The following is a 20,882-nucleotide window of genomic DNA, read 5'->3' on the forward strand; positions in this document are numbered from 1 at the left end:
ATGCCAGGGCTCAACGGGGTGCCAAAAGGCGTGTCATGACCGTTGAGATGACGTCAAAACCAGGTCTTCATAAATGCCCTTGATAGCCTTCTCTTCTGGGCTGTGGCGCTGTGGCTCCTGTTCCTGCTTTGGATGTAGTGGGGTTATAAGCCCGTTAGAGAGTGACAGGACATCGCTGAGCTGCTCGTAATCGAGGTTTACGTTATCGACATTGTATTGGTTAAGGCGTGTCATGGTCTCTGTGAGTGCGGTCATACTGTGCTCTTCTTCTCCAAGCGGCGGAAAGGCTTGAATCAGCGGCTGACCGCCTTCCCAACCTATCTTGATCGGCTGATTGATGATGTTGACTTGGGTGCCGGGTGGAATGCGGTCAAATATAGATTCGATGTCTTTGGGTAACATGCGGATACAACCTCGGCTTGCGCGCATGCCAATGCCATCGGGCTGGTTGGTGCCGTGAATCAAATAGCCATCGAAGCCTAGGATGATGGCATGGTCTCCTAGCGGGTTATCGGGGCCGGGTGGCACAACGCTGGGCGCGGTTTCACCGCGTGCTTCCGCTTCGCGTTTTACCGACTCAGGCGGGTACCACGCGGGGTTTTTAATGTTCATGGTGGTCTCGGTCACGCCTAGAGGAGTATCAAACCCTTCGCGACCAATGCCAATAGGATAGGTCTCAACACGCGGTGTCTCACCGTTTTTGACATCTGGGTAGTAGTAAAGCCGCAGCTCGGCGATATTGATGACGATCCCAGTACGCTCCACATTCGGCAGAATAAAACGTCCCGGAATAGTCACTTCCGTGCCCACCCCTGGAACCCAGATGCTAACCTCTGGGTTTGCACGGATCATCTCCAAATAGCCAAGGTTGTGACGCCTGGCAATATCTATCAAGGTATCGTCGTAATCCTTTACGATAAAGGTGTCAGCCTCTCCGATAATATTACCTTCCTCTGGTAGCGGGTAATGCCCTTTGGGCCATTCCGTCTCCTGGGCAGTGGAAGGTTGTGCCGCCATGGCGACAGGGAGCCATGCCAGAAACGAAACCATCACACTCACGATGAAGCCGATCTGCATTGGCCATGGGAGGAATCTCTTAAGTATTGCTGCGTTCTTTGCCAAGAGCATCGCTAGGTTCCTTTTTCATCTAATGCGTCGTTTTTTGATCGAGATAAGTTCAGTTGTAACCCGAGCAGTGTCAGCACCGCAGCGAGTATCCAAGCGGGGCCACTACCGGTGCGTGTGAAAGGAGTTAGGCCCTGCATCGGGGTCACCTCGCCAGTTAAACTGGCCGGTTCAAACTGTGGGGCACGGGCTGTGACGTGGCCTTGTGAATCGATGATGGCCGTCACGCCATTACTGGTAGCTCGAAGTAGGTGACGACCATTTTCTAAGGCACGTAGACGCGCCATTTGAAGATGTTGGTGTGGGCCAATGGAGCGCCCAAACCACGTATCGTTGGAAACCGTTAATAGCAGCTCGGCATTACGCGCCTGTTGGGCGACATGGTCGGCAAAAATGATTTCGTAACAAATGGCATTGCCAATGGTGGCTCCAGCCACGTGTAACGGAGCCTGTTCGCCTGTCCCTGGGGTCAGGCGAGGTACTGGCAAGTCGAAAAAAGCAAGGGTGCCAGCGAGGAGACTTTGGAATGGCAAATACTCGCCAAAGGGCACCAAGTGCGCCTTCTGGTATTCGCCCTGCACATCATTTAGCCCTATGACGCTGTTATAAGAGCGCCCTTCACTGTCGCGTTGCAAAATGCCGGTCAACAAGGCGGTGTCAGGCCCCAGGTCGGACGCTACTTGCTCAAGTATTTGCTGTGCTTCCTGCTCAAGCATGGGAAGGGCTGCCTCGGGCCAAACGATGAGATCGATATCCCTTGCTTGCTCCCGTGTCATCGCCGTGTAGATACTGATCGCCTCGCGCTGCCCTTGGGCAGTCCACTTAATGCGCTGGTCAAGATTCCCTTGCAGCAATGCCACCCGGATGGGCTTGCCAGCCGGGGTTGTCCATTGGGCGGGCAATAGGAATGGAACGATCCACAAGGCGGCCATTGGGACAAGGAAACCCCAGCGGCGACGCAGTACCTCTACCCCTAACGTACCTGTCAGCGCGGTCATGAGTGACAGCAAGTACACACCACCAACGGGCGCCCATGGGGCTAGTGGAGAATCTACCTGAGAGGTGCCCAGCAATAACCAGGGAAAGCCGGTGAGCAACCAGGTGCGTAGCCATTCGCTCACCACCCACATACCGGCAAAGCTAAGACAGGCTAACCGTGGCCCCGTGATGCGCCGATAGAGCCCAAAGGGGATTGCAAAGAAGAGCGCCAGGGCGCTGACAAAAAGAGTGGTGAGGAGCATCGCCACCAAGGCCCCGGTGCCACTGAAATCGTGAATAGCAACGAAGACCCATGATGTGCCAGAACCGAACAGGCCTACCCCATAGCACCACCCACGCAGGGTGGCCATGGCGGGCGTTAGCGACTGTATCTTCCAATAGACCAGTGCCACGGCCACTGGGCCAAGCCACCATAGGGAAAAGGGGGCGGCACTCAAGGTGGTCATTACCCCAGCGGCGAGCGCTACAACGCAATCGACTATTGGTGAGGAGCGCCCAGCAAAAAGCGTATATTCTTTATCTTTATCGACCACATCCATAGCGTTACTCAGAGCGCTTAAAAGCAGGACTTTCACGCCATAACGCCACTGCGAACATCAATACACCTGCAAACAGAGCGATATCGGCCATGTTAAAGGCGGGCCAATGCCATTCGCCCCAGTAAATGTCCAGATAGTCGACGACGTACCCTCGCGCTAAGCGATCAACAGTATTACCGAGCGCGCCGCCAAGAATCAGGCTGTACGCACAGGCCTCCAAGCGCGACAGGGGTTTGCATAGCTGCACAACCAATACGACGACCACCACCAACGCTAAACCAAGAAAGAGGTAGCGCTGCCAACCCCCTGCTTCTGCGAGAAAGCTGAAAGCGGCTCCTGTGTTCCCGGTATAAACCCAGTTAAAAAACGGCGTTAGCGGAATGACTTGGCCAAACGACATCTGGGCGTGCACGATTTCTTTGACCAGTTGATCGGCTAGAGCCAATACGCAAGCAAATGTGAACCATGGCCAACGTCGTGAAGGGCTATCGTTTGGCGCTGTTCTCATGACGTTGTTTTTCCTTGTGACAGGCCTGTCATTGCGGTACTGGGCGAAAAGCGGTAACCCAGCAGTCGCATGGCGTTCAACGTCACCAGGACGGTAGCACCGGTATCGGCCATCACCGCAATCCACATGCCGGTAATACCCAGCGCCGTTGTAACTAGGAAAATGGCTTTTAAGCCAAGGGCGAGAACAACGTTGGTTTTCACATTGCGCAGTGTGGCACGAGAGAGGTCTATCAGCTCAGCGATGCCGGTAACGCGGTTCTTGAGCAAGGCTGCATCGGCGGTTTCCAACGCCACATCCGTGCCGCCCCCCATCGCGATACCCACATCGGCTGCCGCGAGTGCCGGTGCATCGTTGATGCCATCGCCTACTTTACCGATGGGGCCACGGCCAGCCGCTTGCCAGTCTCGAACATACGCTGCCTTGTCTTCAGGCATTAGTTCGCCGTACGCTTCAATGCCTAAGCGACCCCCCGTGGCAGCGACGGTGCGGGCATTATCACCGCTGAGCATGACCGCCTGTACGCCCAAACGGGATAGCGCCGCTAGGCCTTCAATGGCATCTTCGCGTGGCTCATCGCGAACCGCGATCAAGCCCAGTAAACGCTCGCCTTCGACGAGGAGAGCGAGGCTCTTACCGGCTTCTTCTAACGCGACAATCCGAGCACTGAGACTTTCCTCAAGGATGACTTTCTCGTGAAGGTGACGAGGCGTCATTAAGCTCAGCTCGCGACCCTCCACCTGGCCGGAAACACCGCGCCCCGCCAGAGCGCGGCCGCCGGTGACGGTGGGGAGGTTGATGCCCGACTGTCGGGCATGCTCAACGATAGCCGTGGCGATAGGGTGACTGGAATCCCGCTCTATTGCGGCGGCGAGCCGCAATACGCTGTTATCGTCTTCCTCAGCAATCCAAGACTCCACATCTGTGACTCTTGGGGTACCCGCAGTGAGGGTGCCCGTTTTATCTAATGCCACCAAGCGAAGCTTACCTAACTGTTCAAGAACGGCTCCCCCTTTGATCAGTAGTCCGCGCCGAGCTCCCGCCGAGAGACCGGCGGCGATGGCGGCTGGGGTGGAAATGACTAACGCGCAGGGGCATGCGATTAACAGCAATGCTAACGCACGGTAAATCGACTCCGACCATGCCATGGTCGATACCAGCGGTGGCACTATCGCCATCAGTAGGGCGAGTAAGACGACGGCGGGCATATAGTAATACGCAAAACGATCAATAAAGCGTGCTATCGGTGCCTTGGCGGCCTGTGCTTCTTCAACCAGACGAATAACGCGTGCGATCGTATTGTCATCAGCGCCTCGTGTTACCTCCACCTCCAGGGCGGCATCAAGATTCACTGTGCCAGCAAAAATGTCATCACCAGGCGCTCGCGAACGGGGTATGGACTCGCCGTTTACCGGCGACTCGTCAATGTCGGAGGTGCCCACCAGGATGCGTCCATCGCAGGGTACGCGATCACCGGGCCGCACCAGCACACGCTGCCCGGGTTTAAGTGACTCCGCCGAGACGTCACGCAGATGGCCATTGTCCATCAGCCTCGCCGTTGAGGGTGTTAAATTTGCCAAGGCTGAGATACTGCGGCGCGCTCGTGAAGCAGCTACCCCTTCGAGTAGCTCACCTACGGCGAACAAGAACACGACCATCGCAGCTTCAGCGGCAGCATTGATGGCCAATGCGCCAAGCGCAGCGATGCACATCAGCATCTCTATGGTAAAGGGATTGCGCATTTTGAGGGCGCCCCAGGCACTCTGCGCAATGGGTATTAAGCCGACTAGCGTGGCCAAAATGAAAGGCATATTACCCAGCGCAGGCCATGCTAAACGAAGCGCGAAGGCTACGATCAGCAAATTGCCTGTGATAATGACCAAGCGCCCTTTAGCGGTTTGCCACCAAGAGGATGAAGCACCAGGTGCGCGTGTTTGGCCATCATGGGAAGCCACTTGATAGCCTAGTTCGTTCAGGATGCCCTCAATGGTCTTTCGCGAGGGGGCCCCGTGATCGTGGTGGTGAATCTTCACTGATCCCGTGACCGAGCTTGCCGTGACTTCCTCAATGCCTTCCAGTCGCTCTAGCGCCGATACAACCTTGCGCTCACAACCGCCGCAGTCCATGCCTTCAACACGCAGCGTCAAGGTGGTAGGCGCTGTTGTCGGCGTTGATGTTTTCATGGTGCCTCTCCTGCCAATGGGCTATGGTTTTTAAGTGTAAACCTTGTAGCAACTACAGCTTCAAGCCCTGCCTAAGGAGTTTTACCATGTCGATGATCGGCCAAAGTATCAGCATTGGTGAGTTAGCACGACGAGCCGATTGCAAACCTGAAACGGTTCGCTATTACGAGCGTATTGGGCTGTTGCGCGATGCGACACGAACCGGTGGGGGGCAGCGCCGCTATGGAGACGACGCTGTGCGGCGCTTGACCTTTATTCGTCATGCCCGTGACTTTGGCTTTTCGGTGGAGTCAGTGCGAGAGCTTTTGGCCATGTCAGATCAACCTGATATGCCTTGCCAAGAAGTCGATGCCATCGCCACGCATCACCTAAAGAAAGTGGAGTCCCGCCTTCAACGACTGTCCATACTGCGTGAGGAGCTTCAACGGATGATCACGCAGTGTGCCGGTGGTAAAGTGGAAAGCTGCCGAATCATTGAGGTCATCAGTGATCATCAACTCTGTATCACTGAAAAATCGCACGGAGGGGCTCTCGACTTGGGTTAGCACTAACGCTACGCCCCACGCCCAATGGTCAGCCCAGCGAAACATCCAAAAACAGCATGAGTACCAATCCGATGGAGAGGCCCAGCGTGGCCTTTTTTTGGTGCCCGCTTCGATGAGTTTCGGGAATAATCTCATGACTGATCACATACAACATCGCCCCCGCTGCAAAGGCCAACCCCCAGGGCAGTAGCGCTTGTGACATGCTGATGACTCCAGCGCCTAATAAGCCACCCAACGGCTCAACAAGCCCCGTAAGGGCGGCAATCGTCCATGACCGCCAACGTGAATAGCCCACGCCTAGCAGTGATACTGCTACGGCCAGTCCTTCTGGGGCATTCTGAAGTCCAATGCCAATCGCTAGTGGAATGCCTCCTTCGCTTCCCCCTGCGCCGAAGGCCACGCCAACGGCTAGCCCTTCTGGCAGGTTGTGTATCGTAATGGCAATAATAAACAACCAGATACGACGTAGTGAGGCAGCCTCTGGCCCTTCTCGCCCCTGTTCGAAGTGCTCATGAGGTAAGAGTTCGTTCAGTAGTGCGACCATTCCAATCCCTAGCAAGATGGCCGCACAGGCAATGGCAGCAGGTACCACGCTACCTCCGTAACGCAGCTCCGAGGCTTCTAAGGAGGGTATGATCAGTGAGAAGAAAGAGGCCGCTAGCATGACGCCAGCGGCGAACCCCAACGCTAAATCGCGAACACCACGATTCGGTCTTTTGGTAAACAAGATAGGAAGCGCCCCGACAGCCGTCATCAAGCCCGCGGCAAGGCTTCCCAATACCCCCATTGTGACGAGAGAAACCTCTTCCATACCGATTACCTGTCTTGTGGTAGATGAGTGATCACAGCGCTAGGGTTCCATAACGAGGCAAGCACACGTTCACGTTACTAACAATCCATGCAACGTTGCTAAGCACGGGTGGTTACGGCTCGTTAAACGAGATCAAGTCATAAATGGACGCCGTGCCGATAGCTTGTTCCAAGCGATCTCTTGCCTCGTAAAGTGACGCTTGATATTCACCTTGAGTCGGCTGCTCACCCAACATGATGCGTTGACCTTGACCAAGGGGATCAACAGGCTGGTTATTGACTCTCACTTCGTAATGCAGGTTGGGGCCCGTGGCGACCCCGGAGGAACCTACCTCTCCGAGCGACTCTCCCGCATTGACTAAATCCCCAACCACTAGCTGTGGGGAGAATCGGCTAAGGTGTGTGTAGCGACTAATGGCCCCTGTGTCGTGCTCCACCTCGATCACCTGCCCATATCCCCCTTGGCGACCCATAAAGAATACGCGCCCAGGTGCGGTGGCAATGACCGGCGTTCCTGTCGGCGCAGCCAAGTCAATTCCATTATGAGGACGCATCCCTCCATACACAGGATGTCGCCGATTCCCAAAGCGAGACGTTAAGCGGGCACTAAGCACGGGCAACCGCAACGTGCCTAGCAGGGTGTCGCTTTTGAAAAGAGCTACGTCCCCCTTTTGGGTGACCGGCCATATGACCTCCAAGGGCTCTGCCTGATCAGGCAGAGCGGCATAACTGAGGCGTGGTGGCCCAACACGGGCGCCGTCCTGGCGTCGATCTTCCTCCCACACTAATTGAATACGTTCACTGCCAGAAAACTCCAGCGGCGCTGCGATAAACTCGCTGAGCAGTGTTTCCAGTTTAGTGGCGAAACGCGTTGGGACACCTTCTGCTGCCAAGGCCTCGTAGAGGGTGGTATCAATGACGACATCACGCCCAAAGGTTAGGGTATCAACGCTATCGAGCGGTAATGTGCCTTCTTGCTCGCTAGCCGCCTGTAACTTGACAGGGCTAAGTTCAGACGGAGGCAATGACAGATGCGTTTGCCAATTGGCTTCGGCTAGCAAGGGGTAAAAGCCCACAAAGCCTAGTAACCACCAGCGCTGCATCACTGGCCATCCTCTTCCCCAGAGATCTCCGCTACTTCACTCTCAACGGCATCAATCAGCTCTTGCATACCAAAGGGGTCTAAAGGCTCGCCATTGACAAAAAAGGTAGGTGTTTGGCGAATCTGATTGGCTCTGACATCCGCCATGTCTTGGTCAATCACCGCCTGCACCTCAGCAGAAGTCAGTTGCTCTTCGGCAGCCGCTAAATCAAGGCCTCCTTGGCTCGCGATATCGAGGATAGCGGATTCATCAAAACTGCCATGTGAAGCCCATTGATCCTGGCGAGCCAGCAGCCTCTCCAGTACCGGTTCAAAGACGCCCTGACGACGAGCAACTTCTAATACCCGAATGGCCTTATCAGATACGTCGCCGTGGAAAGGAGTGTAGCGCACGATGAGCCGCACTTTTTCTGGGTAGGTTTCCAGAATACTTTTTGTCAGGGGATAGAAAGCACGGCAGGCTTCGCAAGCCGGATCGAAGAATTCCACAATCGTCACCGGCGCGTCTTCTCGTCCCAAGATGGGGGAGTGTGAGCGCACCAAGGAGTCCTCTGCCTGGACACTGCTCTCCTTTGCTGCCTGAGCTTGCATATCTAAGAGGGCAGGTTTCGATACGGCGACGATCGCAGCGGTCAGCATTAACGTACCGGCCAATATAAAAGACGCTTTTTTGAACATGTTTCTCTCTCTTTCTCAACGATGGGGTGGAAAAGTAGGGTTGAAAAATAAGCCAATCGCTATGGGAGTAAGCCGCTCGCTAACTACCTGAGCCGGGAGTCGGCCTCGGTCTATCACTCGTGCCCATATAGATTGGCATTTTGATGCGCGTGGTCACTATGCTCAAACTCTAGGCTGGAATGAGCAATACTGAAGCGCATTTTAAGCTGCTCCTTGATCTCTGCTTTGACGGATTCAAGCTGCTGCCAGCCGGTTTCTGTCAGAACCACGTGGCAGTCAAGGGCTGCCATGTTTTCCTGCATCTGCCATAGATGCACATGGTGAATATCCTGGACTCCCTCGATATCTCGTACGGTCTCAACGACTGCCTGCCCGTCAATGTCCGGGGGAGATCCCAGCATTAGCGTACGGATAGGGCCGCCAATTTCAGAGAAGGCTAGGTAAAGAATATATAGCGCAATCCCTATCGTGATCGCGGGGTCCACCCAGCGCATGTCGTACAGTAAAATAAGCGAACCACCGATAATCACGGCGATGGAGGCAAACGCATCCGATAAGTTATGCAGAAAAAGGGCGCGGATATTGACACTCTCTTTTTGCATTGACCACGTGAGCATGGCGGTAAGGGCATCGACGACGAGCGCGACGCCACCAATAATCACGATCGTCCATCCCTCTATCTCAGGGGGATCGACCATCCGCATAGCGCCTTCGTAAATCAGGTAGACACCGACAATAATGAGGGTGGTGTAATTGATGAGTGCTGCCACTATCTCGATGCGGCCATAGCCAAAGGTCATATGCGCATCGGCAGGCCGTCTGGCGATTTTACGAGCAGCAAAGGCAATGACTAATGCTGCCATGTCAGAAAAGTTATGTAACGCATCAGCGATCAGCGATAGGCTCCCCGCCATAATGCCACCGACGATTTGAGCGATGGTTAAGAGCCCATTGGCCCAAATGGAGATGCTGACGCGCCGGTCGCCAGAGGCAGGATCAATGTGGGGATGATCATGATGATGTCCCATCTGTTACCTTCTCTCGAATTATCTGTTCTTGGTACTATAAAACCTCTAGCAACTAAAGCTTCAACCCTTGAGCATTATCTATTTGCATCGCTGGATTGGGAAGCACGTCCCTAGCTACCAAGGAGCCTTTGTGTGCTGGGCCGAAGGTGATCATGTTTTAGGTGCGGGGCTCAATCCACTTCAACCGGTAACGTCCAATCCACCATGGGTAGATTCATTTATTTTGTCGAGGCGCACCTTGTCTGGTTTGTAATCGTCGTCGCGGGGGGAGGCTTACTCTTTCCGGCCACCGGAATAATGCTTAAGTTCGCGATTGGGCCATTACTGGCATTACTGATGTTGATTATCAGCCTCACATTCGATGCGCATGCAGTGCGCATCGTGTTCCGAAAGCCGTCACGGCAGTTGTTGGCATTGGGGCTGGTCTATGGGCCTATGTCGATTGCCGGGTGGCTAACGGGCCGTCTATTTTTTGGAAGCGGCCCGCTGGCTGCTGGCCAAACCTTGCTCGGCACGCTGCCGACAGATGTGTCTTCTCCTCTTTTGGTACTGATGGCGAAAGGCAATGTGGCGCTTGCCGCTGTTTTCAACGCAGTCAACACCGCGTTATGTCCGTTTATTGTTCCCTTCCTGTTTTTATGGCTCACCGGCCTTCAGTTAGACGTGCCGCTTGGATCAATTATTCTTGAATTAACACTAATCGTGCTTCTTCCTACCGTGATTGGGGTCAGCTTGCGTACAAGGTTCTCGGCTTTCTTTGCACGGCATGATTCAGCGTATGCAGGGATAGGGTCGATTCTGTATCTGCTGATCCTACTCGCCGTGGTCGGGCCGAATGCCACCACGATCATTGGCTATGGCTGGTATGCGTTTGTGATTGCGGGCGCGGCCCTGTGCCTCAATTTGATTGGGTACCTGGTAGGTATGTCCTCACGGTTACTCACCTCTGATCGCAAAGAGGTGATTACCTATCTTTTCACGGTCAGTAAAAAGGAATTCAGCATCGCTGCAGCGTTTGTCGCTGCTTCTGGCTTGCCATCAGAGATCGCAATTCCAGCCGCTTTTTTTGCCGTGATTCAAATGATCACTTCGCCCATCGCAGCGAAGATCCTCGCCCGCCACTGAAGGGATGGCCGTATCGGCTCTTCGTCAGAAGAGCAACCTGCACACGGGGTGTACAGGTTGCTCTTACCGACAAAACAGACACCGCTACTCATAAAGGTGGCAAATAGTACCTATGCTAAGTCACTGCGACCAATACTGACCTTGCTAAAAGCATTTAACACAGAGGCTTCGCAGGGTATCTGTTCCTTTTTGGATTTAGGGTGCTTGAACGTATCGGCGAATCCTGGGCAGTGACCAACTAGTTTTTGGACAACACCTTCTACGTGCCGCACGTTAGACAGCACTTGGCGTAACCACTGCTCGAAGCTGCCTTGGTGGCTCAGCGTGAAGACTAAACCTTTATAGGAAGGAGGCTTGGATGCCTCCTCGCTACCGCCAGCTCTGGGTTTTGGAGGGCGTCGTTGGATCTCCATGAGATAGAGCGTTTGATCTAACACATGCACCCGAACGACGAGCACCCCGCGAGGTACCTTGGTCTGAGTATCAATGTAAACCCAATTAGCGACTGACGTTTCCACCTCCTCGTCTATTTCGAAAGGTTCGAGGCTGATTAACCGAGGGTCAGGAGAAGTGCTGAATCCGTCTTCAAAGGTAAACCAGCTAACGCCACGAATCGTTGCGGGATAGGCCGATTGTAAATAGAGAAGCGCATTCCACATATCACGTAGAAAGCCCTGTGATTCCAGTGTAATAGGAGCATGAATAGACGCTTGTCCCACTCCCTTCCCTGACCCATGTGGCTCCCCAGTGGAGAAAATGGTTTCGTCACCCGGAACGGGGACGCCTCGTGTATCGGGCACGTTTTTTCGGGTATATCGTTTATCCAAGACGGCGCGAGGCTTACCTAAAATAACGAATTCGTCCTCAGTAAGGTCTAGCCAGGAAGAACCATGGTCGGGCTCGTCATCATCCGTCAGGTCAATGACATCGGGGATGTCTTGAAGCTGATGATAGGGGAACTGAGAGGGGGCATCGTCGCCATCGGTGGCTGGTACTGTCGTTGATTTCTCTCTTTCACGGTGGATCGTGGCACCATCGGGCTGCGTACAGCCTAATATCTGCAAGCCTAGGAATGTGTTGCCACCATCAATTGGAACGCCAGAAACAGAGATTTCCCCGCTGCCTTGAAACCATGGAGTGACTTTTAAAAGCATCTTATCTTGGGGGAAGCTGGCTTCAGTCTGCGCATAAATATCTCTGGCAGCTTGTTCGGCATAGGGGTCGTACAGCATGTGCGCGAGCAAAATCGCATCGTGCCTATGAACACGATATGTAAATCTGACAGGCCAGGTACCTGGCGATGGGGGCGCATTAAGCGGTCGATAAAGCCGTTCTTTGACCTCCTCCCAACAGTAAGTGGCGAGCACACGCTTGATTTCAGATGATCGACCGTAAACGCGTGCAAAAAATTCGGTGCAAGGGATGAGCAGATGTTTGCCATCTGGGAGGTCAAATTCAATCAGGTACGATTTGTGTTTTCTGTCCAGCGGTAAATAGCTTGCCTCATGAAAGGAGGTATAGAGGCTGCGCCCTGCTTTGTGCAAGTCGTCTAAGGAGACAATCCGCCAGCCGCCCGGAGAGAACGAAACAGGGAATGTTTTCTCCTCAAATGCGATGCGGGAGTTGCTCACGCCCTTTTCCCAGACGGAGCCGATTCTCAATAGTCCGACATGCGTTAAGACCGTCGTTCGCTTAATCACGTCTCCTAATTTGTTCTCCTGATCAATAGGTCTTAAAAATACATAAATTTTAGGGACGCTTTGTGAGCGGATATTTTTGAAGATAGGCCCGTACCACCAAACGACCAAGCGCTCAGTTTCGTCTTTAAGGGTGCCATCTTGAAAGCTAAAGGTTCTGGATTGTTTGAGAGAAACGGTCACAAGGGCGTGCTCTATGTAAACTCAACATAGAGATTGTCGCAGCAATTATTGTTTAGTCGCAACAATTGTTGAAAATGACACCCACCCACTAACGCGGCGGCGCTGGCGCTGTGGTGGGGCTGGCGAAAGGGGCGCTGGCCCCAGTCTGCTTCAAGCGGTAGCCCACAGACTGAACGTACAGCGGCCACCTGCAGCGCATCGTCTTCGCAAAGCGGCGGCAAAATGCCCGGTAAGCGGCTAGCGAGCATGGTTTTTCCGGTGCCAGGAGGCCCTGCTAGCAGCAGGTTGTAGGCTACGAGACCCATAATGTAGGATGCCCGCCTGAAGCGCACCAAAGCGGAGCCCAGCCATGACGGAACACCAACAGCAGAGCCCCAAGGCATACAGCTACCTCCGGTTTTCAACTCCTGAGCAAATGAAGGGGGATAGCTTTAGGCGTCAATCCCGTCTAGCGCAAGAATATGCTGACCAACACGGGTTAGACCTAGACGATCATAGTTTTGAAGACCTGGGTATTTCGGCTTATCAAGGCCGTAATCAGGAAGCAGGTTCTTTGCGACTATTTCTCAAGGCTGTCGAAGAGGGGGCAATCAAGCCCGGTTCGTATCTGCTAGTTGAATCGCTCGACCGGATTTCCAGGCAATCGGCTAGGAAAGCCTCCAACCTTCTTGGTGATATCTGTGATATGGGTATAACGGTTGTCACCTTGTTTGATGGCAAGTCGTATGATCAAGAGTCTCTCGACCGAGACCCAGTTGCCTTCATCATGGCCGTACTTATCTTCATGAGAGCCAACGAAGAATCAGCGACCAAGGCGCGTAGGCTACGCTCAGCCTGGGAGACAAAGCGAAAGAAGATCGCTGAAGGTGAATCTGTTCGCCTAACATCCAGAGCCCCCTATTGGCTCCGACCAGCTGAGGAAGGCGTATCTTTTGAAATCATTCCCGAGCGTGGAGAAGTTGTCCGGCATATCTTTTCGCTGGCGCTGCGAGGAGTAGGAAAAAAATCAATTGCGGAAAGTCTGAATAGTGAAGGCATTCCTGTGTTCGGGCGTGGCAAGCTATGGCACCCCAGCTACATTGACAAGGTTCTAAATAACCCCGCAACTTATGGAACTCTGACTCCATTTACTAGCCGAGCTGAGAGAAAGGCGGATAGAAACGCCTGTGAGCCTGTAGAGGGCTATTATCCTGCTGTGATTGATAGAGAGACCTTCGAGAGATTTCAGTCGCTCAAGGCCAGCAAAGCACCGAGACGCGGAAGGCACTCGACGCAAGAGCTACAGAACGTCCTTGGAGGACTCGCTAAGTGCCCCCTTTGCGGAAGTACCATGGCTAGGGTGGCAAAGAATGTTGCTAAGGGCTGGGTCTATCTCGCCTGTCAGCGAGCAAGGACAGGAGCTGGGTGTAGTTACAACGCAGTCCGGTATGATCTCATTGAGCCAGCAATTCATGCTCAGCTAGGCCAGCTAATAGCCGAATGCCCAACGGGCGATGACTCTGTGGATGACGAGATTGAACAGGTACGGAACAACCTCGAAGGTGTCGAGGGGGCGCTATCCAACATTCTAGAATCCATCGAAAACGGTCTAGACCCTAAGCTGTATCCTTCTCTGGGCGAGCGTCTATCCGAACTACAGAACCAACGGGACGAACTCAAGGAAGAACTGTCTGATTTAAACCAACGTCAGAAGACATTCAGTGGTGATATGGCAACCCGCCGAGCGGTAAATCTCGGTAAGGTAGTGCGAGACCATCCTGAGGACAAGACGTTAATCAACGCCCACATGCGGGAGTGCTTCTCTGAGGTTGTCGTGGACTTCCTCTCAGGTGACCTTGTGTTCCACTGGAAGCATGGTGGTGAGACTCGGCTACTATACAAGGTGCCAGCCTTTGAGATGGATTTGTAGATGAGGAGGCAGAGAGCACATGTCATTGGATAGCCTCATTTCAGATTCCACAAAGTAATCCACTATTCAGGACGTCTTTAAGATGGCCAGTACTAATACCACTAACCTGAGTGAGTTCAAGTGATGATGCCCAAGGACGTCCTTTCACGATTGAATCTGCTCGGGCTGGGCCGACATGAGGTAGTTCGGAGAGTTGAGACGGGGTGCTGGAATTTATATCAACACAGTCCCCAGCACTATCAGTTATAACGCTAGCTGCTGCTACAAGCCCAAGGCGGGCGCCATTAATACCTATATAAACTGGGGCATGGTCAGAGATTCGATCACGAGCCTCCAGATGTTCTATTTGTAATAATTCTGGGAATTTTAGTATGCCTCGGTCGCTTATATTGAGGCCTTTTCCCTCGTGCCAAATATTGTCATAAAGATTTGCGTACTCACCAGCCGTAGTAGACAAGGTGGTTTGACCGTTAACAATAGCTGGCACCGCACCCAGGCTAAGGAGTGATGCCCACTTTTCGTGATCAGGTTGGAGATTAAAATCACCCAGCAACAGTCGTGGTGTACCCGCAGCCACCTCTTTCAGCCAAGTCCAGTAGTCGGCTAGAGCTTCGATCTCAGGTAGCCGATCACTAATCGAGTCACCATAGACAACATGCACGGTTGCAACAGTTATTACCTGATCATCATCTAAGTCTCGGAAGCGAGCAGAGTATGGCTCTCGAGAAAAGACATCTCCATGATCCAGGAAGACAACGGCACTATCTTCATAAGCCACCTCGCTGTTCCTCCACAGGAAAGCATAATGTTCTGTATATGATGAATGGCCCAAATCGTGACTGGCCATTGATGACCATTCTTCGCCAGAAATTACTTCAACTTCGCGCTCTAGTTGAGCAAGGGCGGAAGTATCCATCAGCTCTTGGATTGCCAGTAGATCAAAATTATTGACTACTTGAGCTACATGAGCGAATGACTTGTCATTGTTCCAACCCAAATGTTTGATGTTCCAGCTTCCAATAAGTATTTCCGCTTGTGCTAGGGCTGGTAACAGAAGAAGACTGCCAAGGAAAAACCTTAATTTCATAACTTATCTCTAATAGGAAGAATGGGTTGTAAAAGGGTGTCTAGAATAATAGTTCAACAGTTATCTTCTAGAAAAATCCAGTATCCTTTAGCTTGATCAATGGAATTGCTAAGGTTGGGTATTAAATTTTTGCATTGGCTTTGCTATCTGAGTAAACAATTAAATCCTTATTAAAAAATCGCTTGCTGTAAGCTCTGTGGCCTCATGTGTCGCTCAATATAGCTTTTTATTGTCAGCCCTAACATAGCATATTACGATGTGGTTGATGCATTTTCAACTTGGCTTAATTTTTCATTAATCATTTTATAAAAGAAGGAAACAGATCATGAGTGAAGAACACAAAAGATCTCAAGTAACAGAACAAAAAAATAGTATCCCAACTGAAATTCATCTTGGGCCTAATACTTCATTAGATCTATCCTGGCTTTCTGAAGAAGAAAGAAAACAGTTGATGATAGAGCATACTAAAGGAATGCTTGATCTCGGCAGGAAATCTCAAGAATTACATGTGGATTCAGGGGCATTGAAAAGAACTCTTGATGACTTGTCAAGCACTTCACGTGAAGCTTCTGAAGATGGGAATTCAGTAACTATATCTCATACCCAAACGACTAGTATTGGGCGTACTGAAGTTCTAATGGGTAATACCGAAAAGGCTCAAAAGGGGCGGCTAACGAAAAGCCAAACAGGTGAGAAAGACTGGACGCCATACTATATTGCCGGAGCTGTAGTTTTAGTAATTGTAGTAGCAATGATAACAGGAGGGTAGATTACCTTTTATGAGTATAATACTAATTACAGAAAACAAAACAAGAGATACTGCAATGCAGGAGCTTGATGCCATAGCTAGAGTTCAGCATGATAACCATATTGATCCAACAGTTTATAAAGAAATAGTCGGTTGCATTGATAATTATTTTTCCCGTCTTGATAGGCTTAATAAAGAAGGAACAAGTATAGAGCTATTGCAGTCTTTTTTGATTAATGGGAAGGAGCTGAAAATTCGTTTAAAGCATCCTGCACCTTCAGGTTTTATTTACCAACTCTCACGTTTTTTTAGGAGAGGTTGATGGGGTATCGTCAGTCAAATAATCGCAAAAGATATAATGCTAGAAGTCGGAGTCGATATGCTTCTTCTGGTTATGAGAAAGCTCGTGAGCATATCATGCAAGCAGAGAAACTTACGAAAGAGCTTGGAGGCACAGACCAAGATGTAAAAAACTATTTCTTCTCTTTGAACAACCAGAAAATGAACGAGATATTAGATATTTATGAAGAGAACCATGGTGTCACGGCTAGAAATTATGCTGAACAGACCATTCCCAAGTGGCGTTCAGGCAAAGTAAAAATGAGTGGCATGGTAGCTGAAAGACTGTTCAGTCTATTGCCTCCCACTATGCCTATCGAACAGAAATACAAGCTGGCTGAAAACTTATGGCGCTATGTTGCTCCCTCATCCACGCGTTATGTTTATTTCGGAAAAGACGTTGATATTAATGAACTATCTTTGCTAGTCGAAACTCATTTTAAAAATAAAGCTACTGCGTATCATATACCAGATAGCATTCAAAACCGCTTCAATTGGTTGGCTTCTGGTGATGTGAATTTAAAACAGGAACTTCTTAACTACTTCATGAATAAAGAGAGAGATCTGGTAGCTCAAGAAATCCGTGAAAAAATAGCGATTTTGATTAATACCTTTAATAACAAGGGCGCTAACAATTCCTTCAACGCCAATATAAATCTTTCAGTTGGCAAGCATACCCTCCACATCATTTTCAATGAGCGCGTAGAGGGAGTGTCAGATTCAATACCACCCCCCAAGGCGTCTCCTTTCAATAACTGGTTCGTCTATTTAGGAATCGCAGCGGTCATACTTTGGTGGATGTCAGTCAAGTAGATAAGTTTTTCTAGGCTAATAACTTGTGGTCAAGCTCCAGCTTGTGCTTTGTAAGTGGAGTTATCAGTAGCTGTCAGTTGGGCTAAGTAGTGTGCAGTTCCGTTTGAAAAAAAAAAATCATCCCACCGCAAATAAAGAGCCGATAAAAATAAACAATGAGTTAATCTGTATCAATAGCTTATGTCGATTAGATGGCGACTCAAGTGGTTGTGGTATTAGCTGTGTAGCTAGTGCCCATTTGGGTACACCTCTAGGAACACATCTCTGAAGGCTCATTATCCGTATTCATATATGCGGTTTGACAACCCAAACGAGCACGCCTATTATGAACACACTCAAAAGAACACAAGGCGATCATTAGGGAGTCGTTAGAATGTCTTTCATCCGTGCTTACCTCCGAGCATCCACAGATGACCAGAACGCGAGCCGTGCCCGTGAGGCGCTGAGTACCTTCACTCAAGAGAAAGGCGCTAAGGTCGCATCGTGGTACATCGAGAACGCCAGCGGCACTAAAGCTGACCGTACCGAGCTGGCAAGGCTTATCGATGACTCACAGCCTGGAGACATTCTCCTCGTTGAACAGGTCGACCGCCTTACACGACTAACCAAAGGTGATTGGGATCGTCTCAAGGGAGCCATCCAGAGTGCTGGTCTAAGAGTTGTTTCGCTAGACCTACCCACCAGCCATACCGCCATGACTGTCGATGCCAGCGACGACTTCACAGGACGGATGATTGATGCCGTCAACGCCATGTTGCTAGACATGCTAGCGGCTGTCGCTCGGAAGGACTATGAGGACAGGCGAAGGCGTCAAGCTGAGGGCATCAACAAGGCGAAGGAACAGGGACGCTACAAGGGTCGTCCAGTGGATGAGCAGAAGCATCAACGTATTGCAGAGCTGAGGGAACAAGGCTTCAGCGTTCGCAAAACGGCAGAGATCATTGGTTGCGGCATCAGCACCGTTCAACGTGCCGATAAGAGAGCAGCCACTGGTTAAGGCAGGAGATGCCTGGACAATGTGAAGGGCAGGGCCACGCTAAGCCCTGTCTTTTCGTTGATATTGCATCCACCAAGCGAACTATTCCTTTCAGTGATTTAACCCACTAAATCAAAGGCTTGCTATTCTCTTGGTTTGGTCTTTAATGTTCTTTACGTGCGAGGAAATAAGTCCATCGCCATCGTAGGAAGACCAACAAGGAGAAACCCTATGAAGCTCAAGGTAGAACGATGGGGAATTGGTGCGGACGCTGGTAGCTTTATCGTTAGGCTAGTCGCTGGCGACATCTTCATCCGTGTCCCTCTGGTCGGCCAAGTAGCCTGGAACTCATTAGGTTTGTTCTTTGATCGATGGGAAGTCGCCAAGCATGATCCGGTACTGTAACGCCTGATTCTTAGCGCTTAAGAGGTGGGTGTCCATCAGCGTCGTTTACTCCCCATGGGTATCGAAAGGTCGGCTTTCTGATAGGCCACAGTGGCTAGCTAGGTAGGGCTATGGGGAGTTTTAGGCTCTCTATATCTATCAATACAGGCTCAGATTTTTGTGGTGAAATAGTCCGACCCTCTAACGCTCCCCGTTGGTTAAACCTCAAGAAAACCAGGGTCATTGGTATCCACAGCTTCCCCACGGACTAACAAAAAGTACAGGGCTATAGCTGTCTCCAGAGCCTTGGTCTCCTCTTTAAAGGCGTCACCAACGGAGCTTCTACACGGGCCATTCACTTGGGACTTTCTCAGCTGGAGCATAGCCCTTCGTCCAGGGCAGTCCTCACACTGGCTAAACGTCTGGGCATCAAACCGCATCAACTCATCAAGAACAGCCGGAGTTATCAGCAAGCCATTCTCGACGAGATGAACAGGAAGGTTTCTCCTACAGACGGTCTTGTAGAGATGCCGGAGTTTCGTCAGTGGGGCTTCACCCTTCAGTTTATCGACGGATTGTACTTCGAGTGTCATATTACCTCTCTCGCTTCTTCGTCTCTCACCACTTCAATATTGGCATCGCTCGGTTACTGCCTCGCTTTCGCTTTGAGCGACAGTTCAGCCTGATGAGCCTCCAAGTTAACTCCATGCTCCTGACAGGCACGAGTAACGGTAGTCCTACCGACGCCGAAGACACGGCACGTTTCAGTGACGCTGACCCGGTTCTCTCTCCGATAGTCAGCGATAGCCTTCCAGTCTTTCTTGAAGGAGGCTCCACCAGATGGGACAGGTGATTGGTAGGACATACCGGCTTTACGCCAGAGTTCTTGGACATAGGCGGCGCTGAGCCCGAAGTGTTCAGCAGTCTTCCGCTTGGAAGCCTTATTCTGAAGACGCCACTGAATGACGTCTTGATGATTGACCTTACGTTTTCGGCCTCGATTATTTGCTGTATTCATTGTTTTGTGTCTCCTTTATTGTCGTCAATGTCCTTTCGGTGAGGCGTCCTCGACGAACTGCTATCTCGGCATTCATAGCTGAAGGTTGCTGCCCGATGACAGAGCGGCGACCACAAAGCTCCCAAGCAGACCACGATCCAAACGATGGTAGTGCTACTCATTTCATGCTATCTCCTTCAAGTCCTCACTGAGGTACTTGCCAGGGTCAACTTTTTCCGCGAACACCTGACGAACCTTGTCCTTGATCTGCTCTCTATCGGTAATTCCTACTTGAAACAGGAAGGCAGCGGACTTGAGAGCGTCACGATAGATTTCAATGTCACCTGCATCGAGCACGTCCCGAATACCTTTACCCTTGGCTCCGGGGATTTCATTGAGAGCCTCACGCCACTCGCTACCGCTCATCCCACTAATTACCTCAGCGACCATCCCTTTCATGAACCGCTCGGTTTCTTCGGCAAAGCTCTTTGAGCCAGCCAGGGAAACAGCGGAATGGAAAATTTGCTTGTCAATTCTGTTGAGGTGTTCGATACGAATGGGCCTATAGCGTTCTAGTCTGAGAACACACTCTTCCATGTCGAGGAAATATTGGCGTATATCACAACCTTCAGCCGTGTTGGCTTGCATGGCGAGTTGGGCGGCCACATCACGGGAGAGACGATAGTCGGCTCGTGGACGTCCTCGCTTGCCGGTGACCTCATAGAAAGGAGCGATCTCGTCTGAGAATGTTTTTACGCTTTTTTCCGTAAAATTCTTTTGATCCATCATCGGCTTGATGTAGTGCTCAGCCCAGTCGTTGAACCTGCCGTGAGGCTTACCAATCTTCTCCCAGAGCTTCCGGGCGTCTATCTGTGGTTCTTGTCTGTCAGACTCTTCCACAATGGGAAGCATACGGCGAACCCTCATCAATCTGCTGGCCGTATCTTGGTTGAAACCGAGCGATGACGTCAGGGTCTTCTTCGGTAGCTTATTAATGTCGACCTTGATGGATCGACCAGTTCGAGTGAGTTTGTTACTCATGCTGTTGATTCCTTATTTGTGAACACACCGCTCCGGCAAGCACACCCCCTTACTGGCCCACGAACT

General features: G+C 51.4%; 21 protein-coding genes and 1 pseudogene. 8 read left to right on the forward strand and 14 right to left on the reverse strand.

Annotation, left to right across the window (positions count from 1 at the left end; all coding sequences use genetic code 11):
* Positions 1–33: 33 nt before the first annotated feature.
* From K7H08_RS09440 to K7H08_RS09455, 4 genes are read right to left on the reverse strand one after another with little or no spacing between them, the layout of a single operon-like run.
* On the reverse strand, positions 34–1,077 hold the full coding sequence (locus K7H08_RS09440; RefSeq protein WP_035539261.1) for a L,D-transpeptidase family protein: 1,044 nt from the start codon (positions 1,075–1,077) through the stop codon (positions 34–36).
* Positions 1,078–1,130: 53 nt separating this feature from the next.
* Positions 1,131–2,663 (reverse strand): apolipoprotein N-acyltransferase, encoded by a 1,533-nt coding sequence (lnt, locus tag K7H08_RS09445; protein WP_027957957.1) that lies wholly within the window; start codon positions 2,661–2,663, stop codon positions 1,131–1,133.
* A gap of 4 nt (positions 2,664–2,667) precedes the next feature.
* Positions 2,668–3,171: a signal peptidase II gene (gene lspA, locus K7H08_RS09450; protein WP_027957956.1), complete on the reverse strand. Its 504-nt coding sequence runs from the start codon at positions 3,169–3,171 to the stop codon at positions 2,668–2,670.
* A complete protein-coding gene (locus tag K7H08_RS09455) occupies positions 3,168–5,354 on the reverse strand; it encodes a heavy metal translocating P-type ATPase (RefSeq protein ID WP_027957955.1) in 2,187 nt (728 codons plus the stop codon). The genes lspA and K7H08_RS09455 overlap by 4 nt, the downstream gene beginning before the upstream one ends.
* Before the next feature lie 86 nt (positions 5,355–5,440).
* On the opposite strand from K7H08_RS09455, the gene K7H08_RS09460 reads away from it, so the two are divergent.
* On the forward strand, positions 5,441–5,899 hold the full coding sequence (locus K7H08_RS09460) for a MerR family transcriptional regulator (RefSeq protein WP_144979945.1): 459 nt from the start codon (positions 5,441–5,443) through the stop codon (positions 5,897–5,899).
* A 28-nt stretch (positions 5,900–5,927) separates the two neighbouring features.
* Here K7H08_RS09460 and K7H08_RS09465 read toward each other — a convergent pair whose 3' ends face one another.
* The 4 genes from K7H08_RS09465 to K7H08_RS09480 all read right to left on the reverse strand — a co-directional run bounded on the left by K7H08_RS09465 (position 5,928) and on the right by K7H08_RS09480 (position 9,517).
* The gene (locus K7H08_RS09465) at positions 5,928–6,710 is read right to left on the reverse strand and encodes a ZIP family metal transporter (RefSeq protein WP_016916429.1); all 783 of its coding nucleotides are present in this window, start codon (positions 6,708–6,710) and stop codon (positions 5,928–5,930) included.
* A gap of 112 nt (positions 6,711–6,822) precedes the next feature.
* The gene (locus K7H08_RS09470) at positions 6,823–7,812 is read right to left on the reverse strand and encodes a M23 family metallopeptidase (protein WP_016916430.1); all 990 of its coding nucleotides are present in this window, start codon (positions 7,810–7,812) and stop codon (positions 6,823–6,825) included.
* Positions 7,812–8,489: a DsbA family protein gene (locus K7H08_RS09475; RefSeq protein WP_016916431.1), complete on the reverse strand. Its 678-nt coding sequence runs from the start codon at positions 8,487–8,489 to the stop codon at positions 7,812–7,814. The genes K7H08_RS09470 and K7H08_RS09475 overlap by 1 nt, the downstream gene beginning before the upstream one ends.
* A gap of 113 nt (positions 8,490–8,602) precedes the next feature.
* Positions 8,603–9,517 carry a cation diffusion facilitator family transporter gene (locus K7H08_RS09480; protein ID WP_016916432.1) on the reverse strand — a complete coding sequence of 305 codons (915 nt, stop codon included), beginning with the start codon at positions 9,515–9,517 and terminating at the stop codon, positions 8,603–8,605.
* 204 nt (positions 9,518–9,721) lie between these two features.
* On the opposite strand from K7H08_RS09480, the gene K7H08_RS09485 reads away from it, so the two are divergent.
* A complete protein-coding gene (locus K7H08_RS09485) occupies positions 9,722–10,642 on the forward strand; it encodes a bile acid:sodium symporter family protein (protein ID WP_027957952.1) in 921 nt (306 codons plus the stop codon).
* Between the two features lie 110 nt (positions 10,643–10,752).
* On the opposite strand, the gene K7H08_RS09490 is transcribed toward K7H08_RS09485, so the two are convergent.
* The gene (locus K7H08_RS09490; RefSeq protein WP_027957951.1) at positions 10,753–12,522 is read right to left on the reverse strand and encodes a hypothetical protein; all 1,770 of its coding nucleotides are present in this window, start codon (positions 12,520–12,522) and stop codon (positions 10,753–10,755) included.
* 80 nt (positions 12,523–12,602) lie between these two features.
* Positions 12,603–12,845: pseudogene (locus tag K7H08_RS09495) on the reverse strand (ATP-binding protein); the annotation flags it as partial.
* A gap of 26 nt (positions 12,846–12,871) precedes the next feature.
* On the opposite strand from K7H08_RS09495, the gene K7H08_RS09500 reads away from it, so the two are divergent.
* The gene (locus K7H08_RS09500; protein ID WP_231657766.1) at positions 12,872–14,431 is read left to right on the forward strand and encodes a recombinase family protein; all 1,560 of its coding nucleotides are present in this window, start codon (positions 12,872–12,874) and stop codon (positions 14,429–14,431) included.
* A gap of 40 nt (positions 14,432–14,471) precedes the next feature.
* Here the strand turns inward: K7H08_RS09500 and K7H08_RS09505 are convergent, their stop codons facing one another.
* Positions 14,472–15,518, reverse strand: a complete 1,047-nt coding sequence (locus K7H08_RS09505) for a helix-hairpin-helix domain-containing protein (RefSeq protein ID WP_231657767.1) — start codon at positions 15,516–15,518, stop codon at positions 14,472–14,474.
* A gap of 325 nt (positions 15,519–15,843) precedes the next feature.
* On the opposite strand from K7H08_RS09505, the gene K7H08_RS09510 reads away from it, so the two are divergent.
* From K7H08_RS09510 to K7H08_RS09530, 5 genes are all read left to right on the forward strand, one after another.
* A complete protein-coding gene (locus tag K7H08_RS09510) occupies positions 15,844–16,287 on the forward strand; it encodes a hypothetical protein (RefSeq protein ID WP_231657768.1) in 444 nt (147 codons plus the stop codon).
* Positions 16,288–16,297: 10 nt separating this feature from the next.
* Positions 16,298–16,588 carry a hypothetical protein gene (locus tag K7H08_RS09515; protein WP_231657769.1) on the forward strand — a complete coding sequence of 97 codons (291 nt, stop codon included), beginning with the start codon at positions 16,298–16,300 and terminating at the stop codon, positions 16,586–16,588.
* Complete coding sequence (locus K7H08_RS09520) at positions 16,588–17,418, forward strand: hypothetical protein (RefSeq protein ID WP_231657770.1); 831 nt, start codon at positions 16,588–16,590, stop codon at positions 17,416–17,418. Before K7H08_RS09515 ends, K7H08_RS09520 begins: the two co-directional genes overlap by 1 nt.
* A gap of 373 nt (positions 17,419–17,791) precedes the next feature.
* Positions 17,792–18,415 carry a recombinase family protein gene (locus K7H08_RS09525; RefSeq protein ID WP_231657771.1) on the forward strand — a complete coding sequence of 208 codons (624 nt, stop codon included), beginning with the start codon at positions 17,792–17,794 and terminating at the stop codon, positions 18,413–18,415.
* Between the two features lie 210 nt (positions 18,416–18,625).
* Entirely contained in the window at positions 18,626–18,799 is a 174-nt protein-coding gene (locus tag K7H08_RS09530) for a hypothetical protein (RefSeq protein WP_231657772.1), read from the forward strand.
* A gap of 197 nt (positions 18,800–18,996) precedes the next feature.
* Here the strand turns inward: K7H08_RS09530 and K7H08_RS09535 are convergent, their stop codons facing one another.
* From K7H08_RS09535 to K7H08_RS09545, 3 genes are all read right to left on the reverse strand, one after another.
* Positions 18,997–19,371 (reverse strand): hypothetical protein, encoded by a 375-nt coding sequence (locus tag K7H08_RS09535; RefSeq protein ID WP_231657773.1) that lies wholly within the window; start codon positions 19,369–19,371, stop codon positions 18,997–18,999.
* Positions 19,372–19,424: 53 nt separating this feature from the next.
* Positions 19,425–19,796: a hypothetical protein gene (locus tag K7H08_RS09540; RefSeq protein WP_231657774.1), complete on the reverse strand. Its 372-nt coding sequence runs from the start codon at positions 19,794–19,796 to the stop codon at positions 19,425–19,427.
* Positions 19,797–19,958: 162 nt separating this feature from the next.
* Positions 19,959–20,816 (reverse strand): antA/AntB antirepressor family protein, encoded by an 858-nt coding sequence (locus K7H08_RS09545; protein WP_231657775.1) that lies wholly within the window; start codon positions 20,814–20,816, stop codon positions 19,959–19,961.
* Positions 20,817–20,882: the final 66 nt, after the last annotated feature.

The sequence above is a fragment of the Halomonas sp. IOP_6 genome, from assembly GCF_021151565.1.
In the GTDB taxonomy this organism is placed as follows: domain Bacteria; phylum Pseudomonadota; class Gammaproteobacteria; order Pseudomonadales; family Halomonadaceae; genus Vreelandella; species Vreelandella alkaliphila.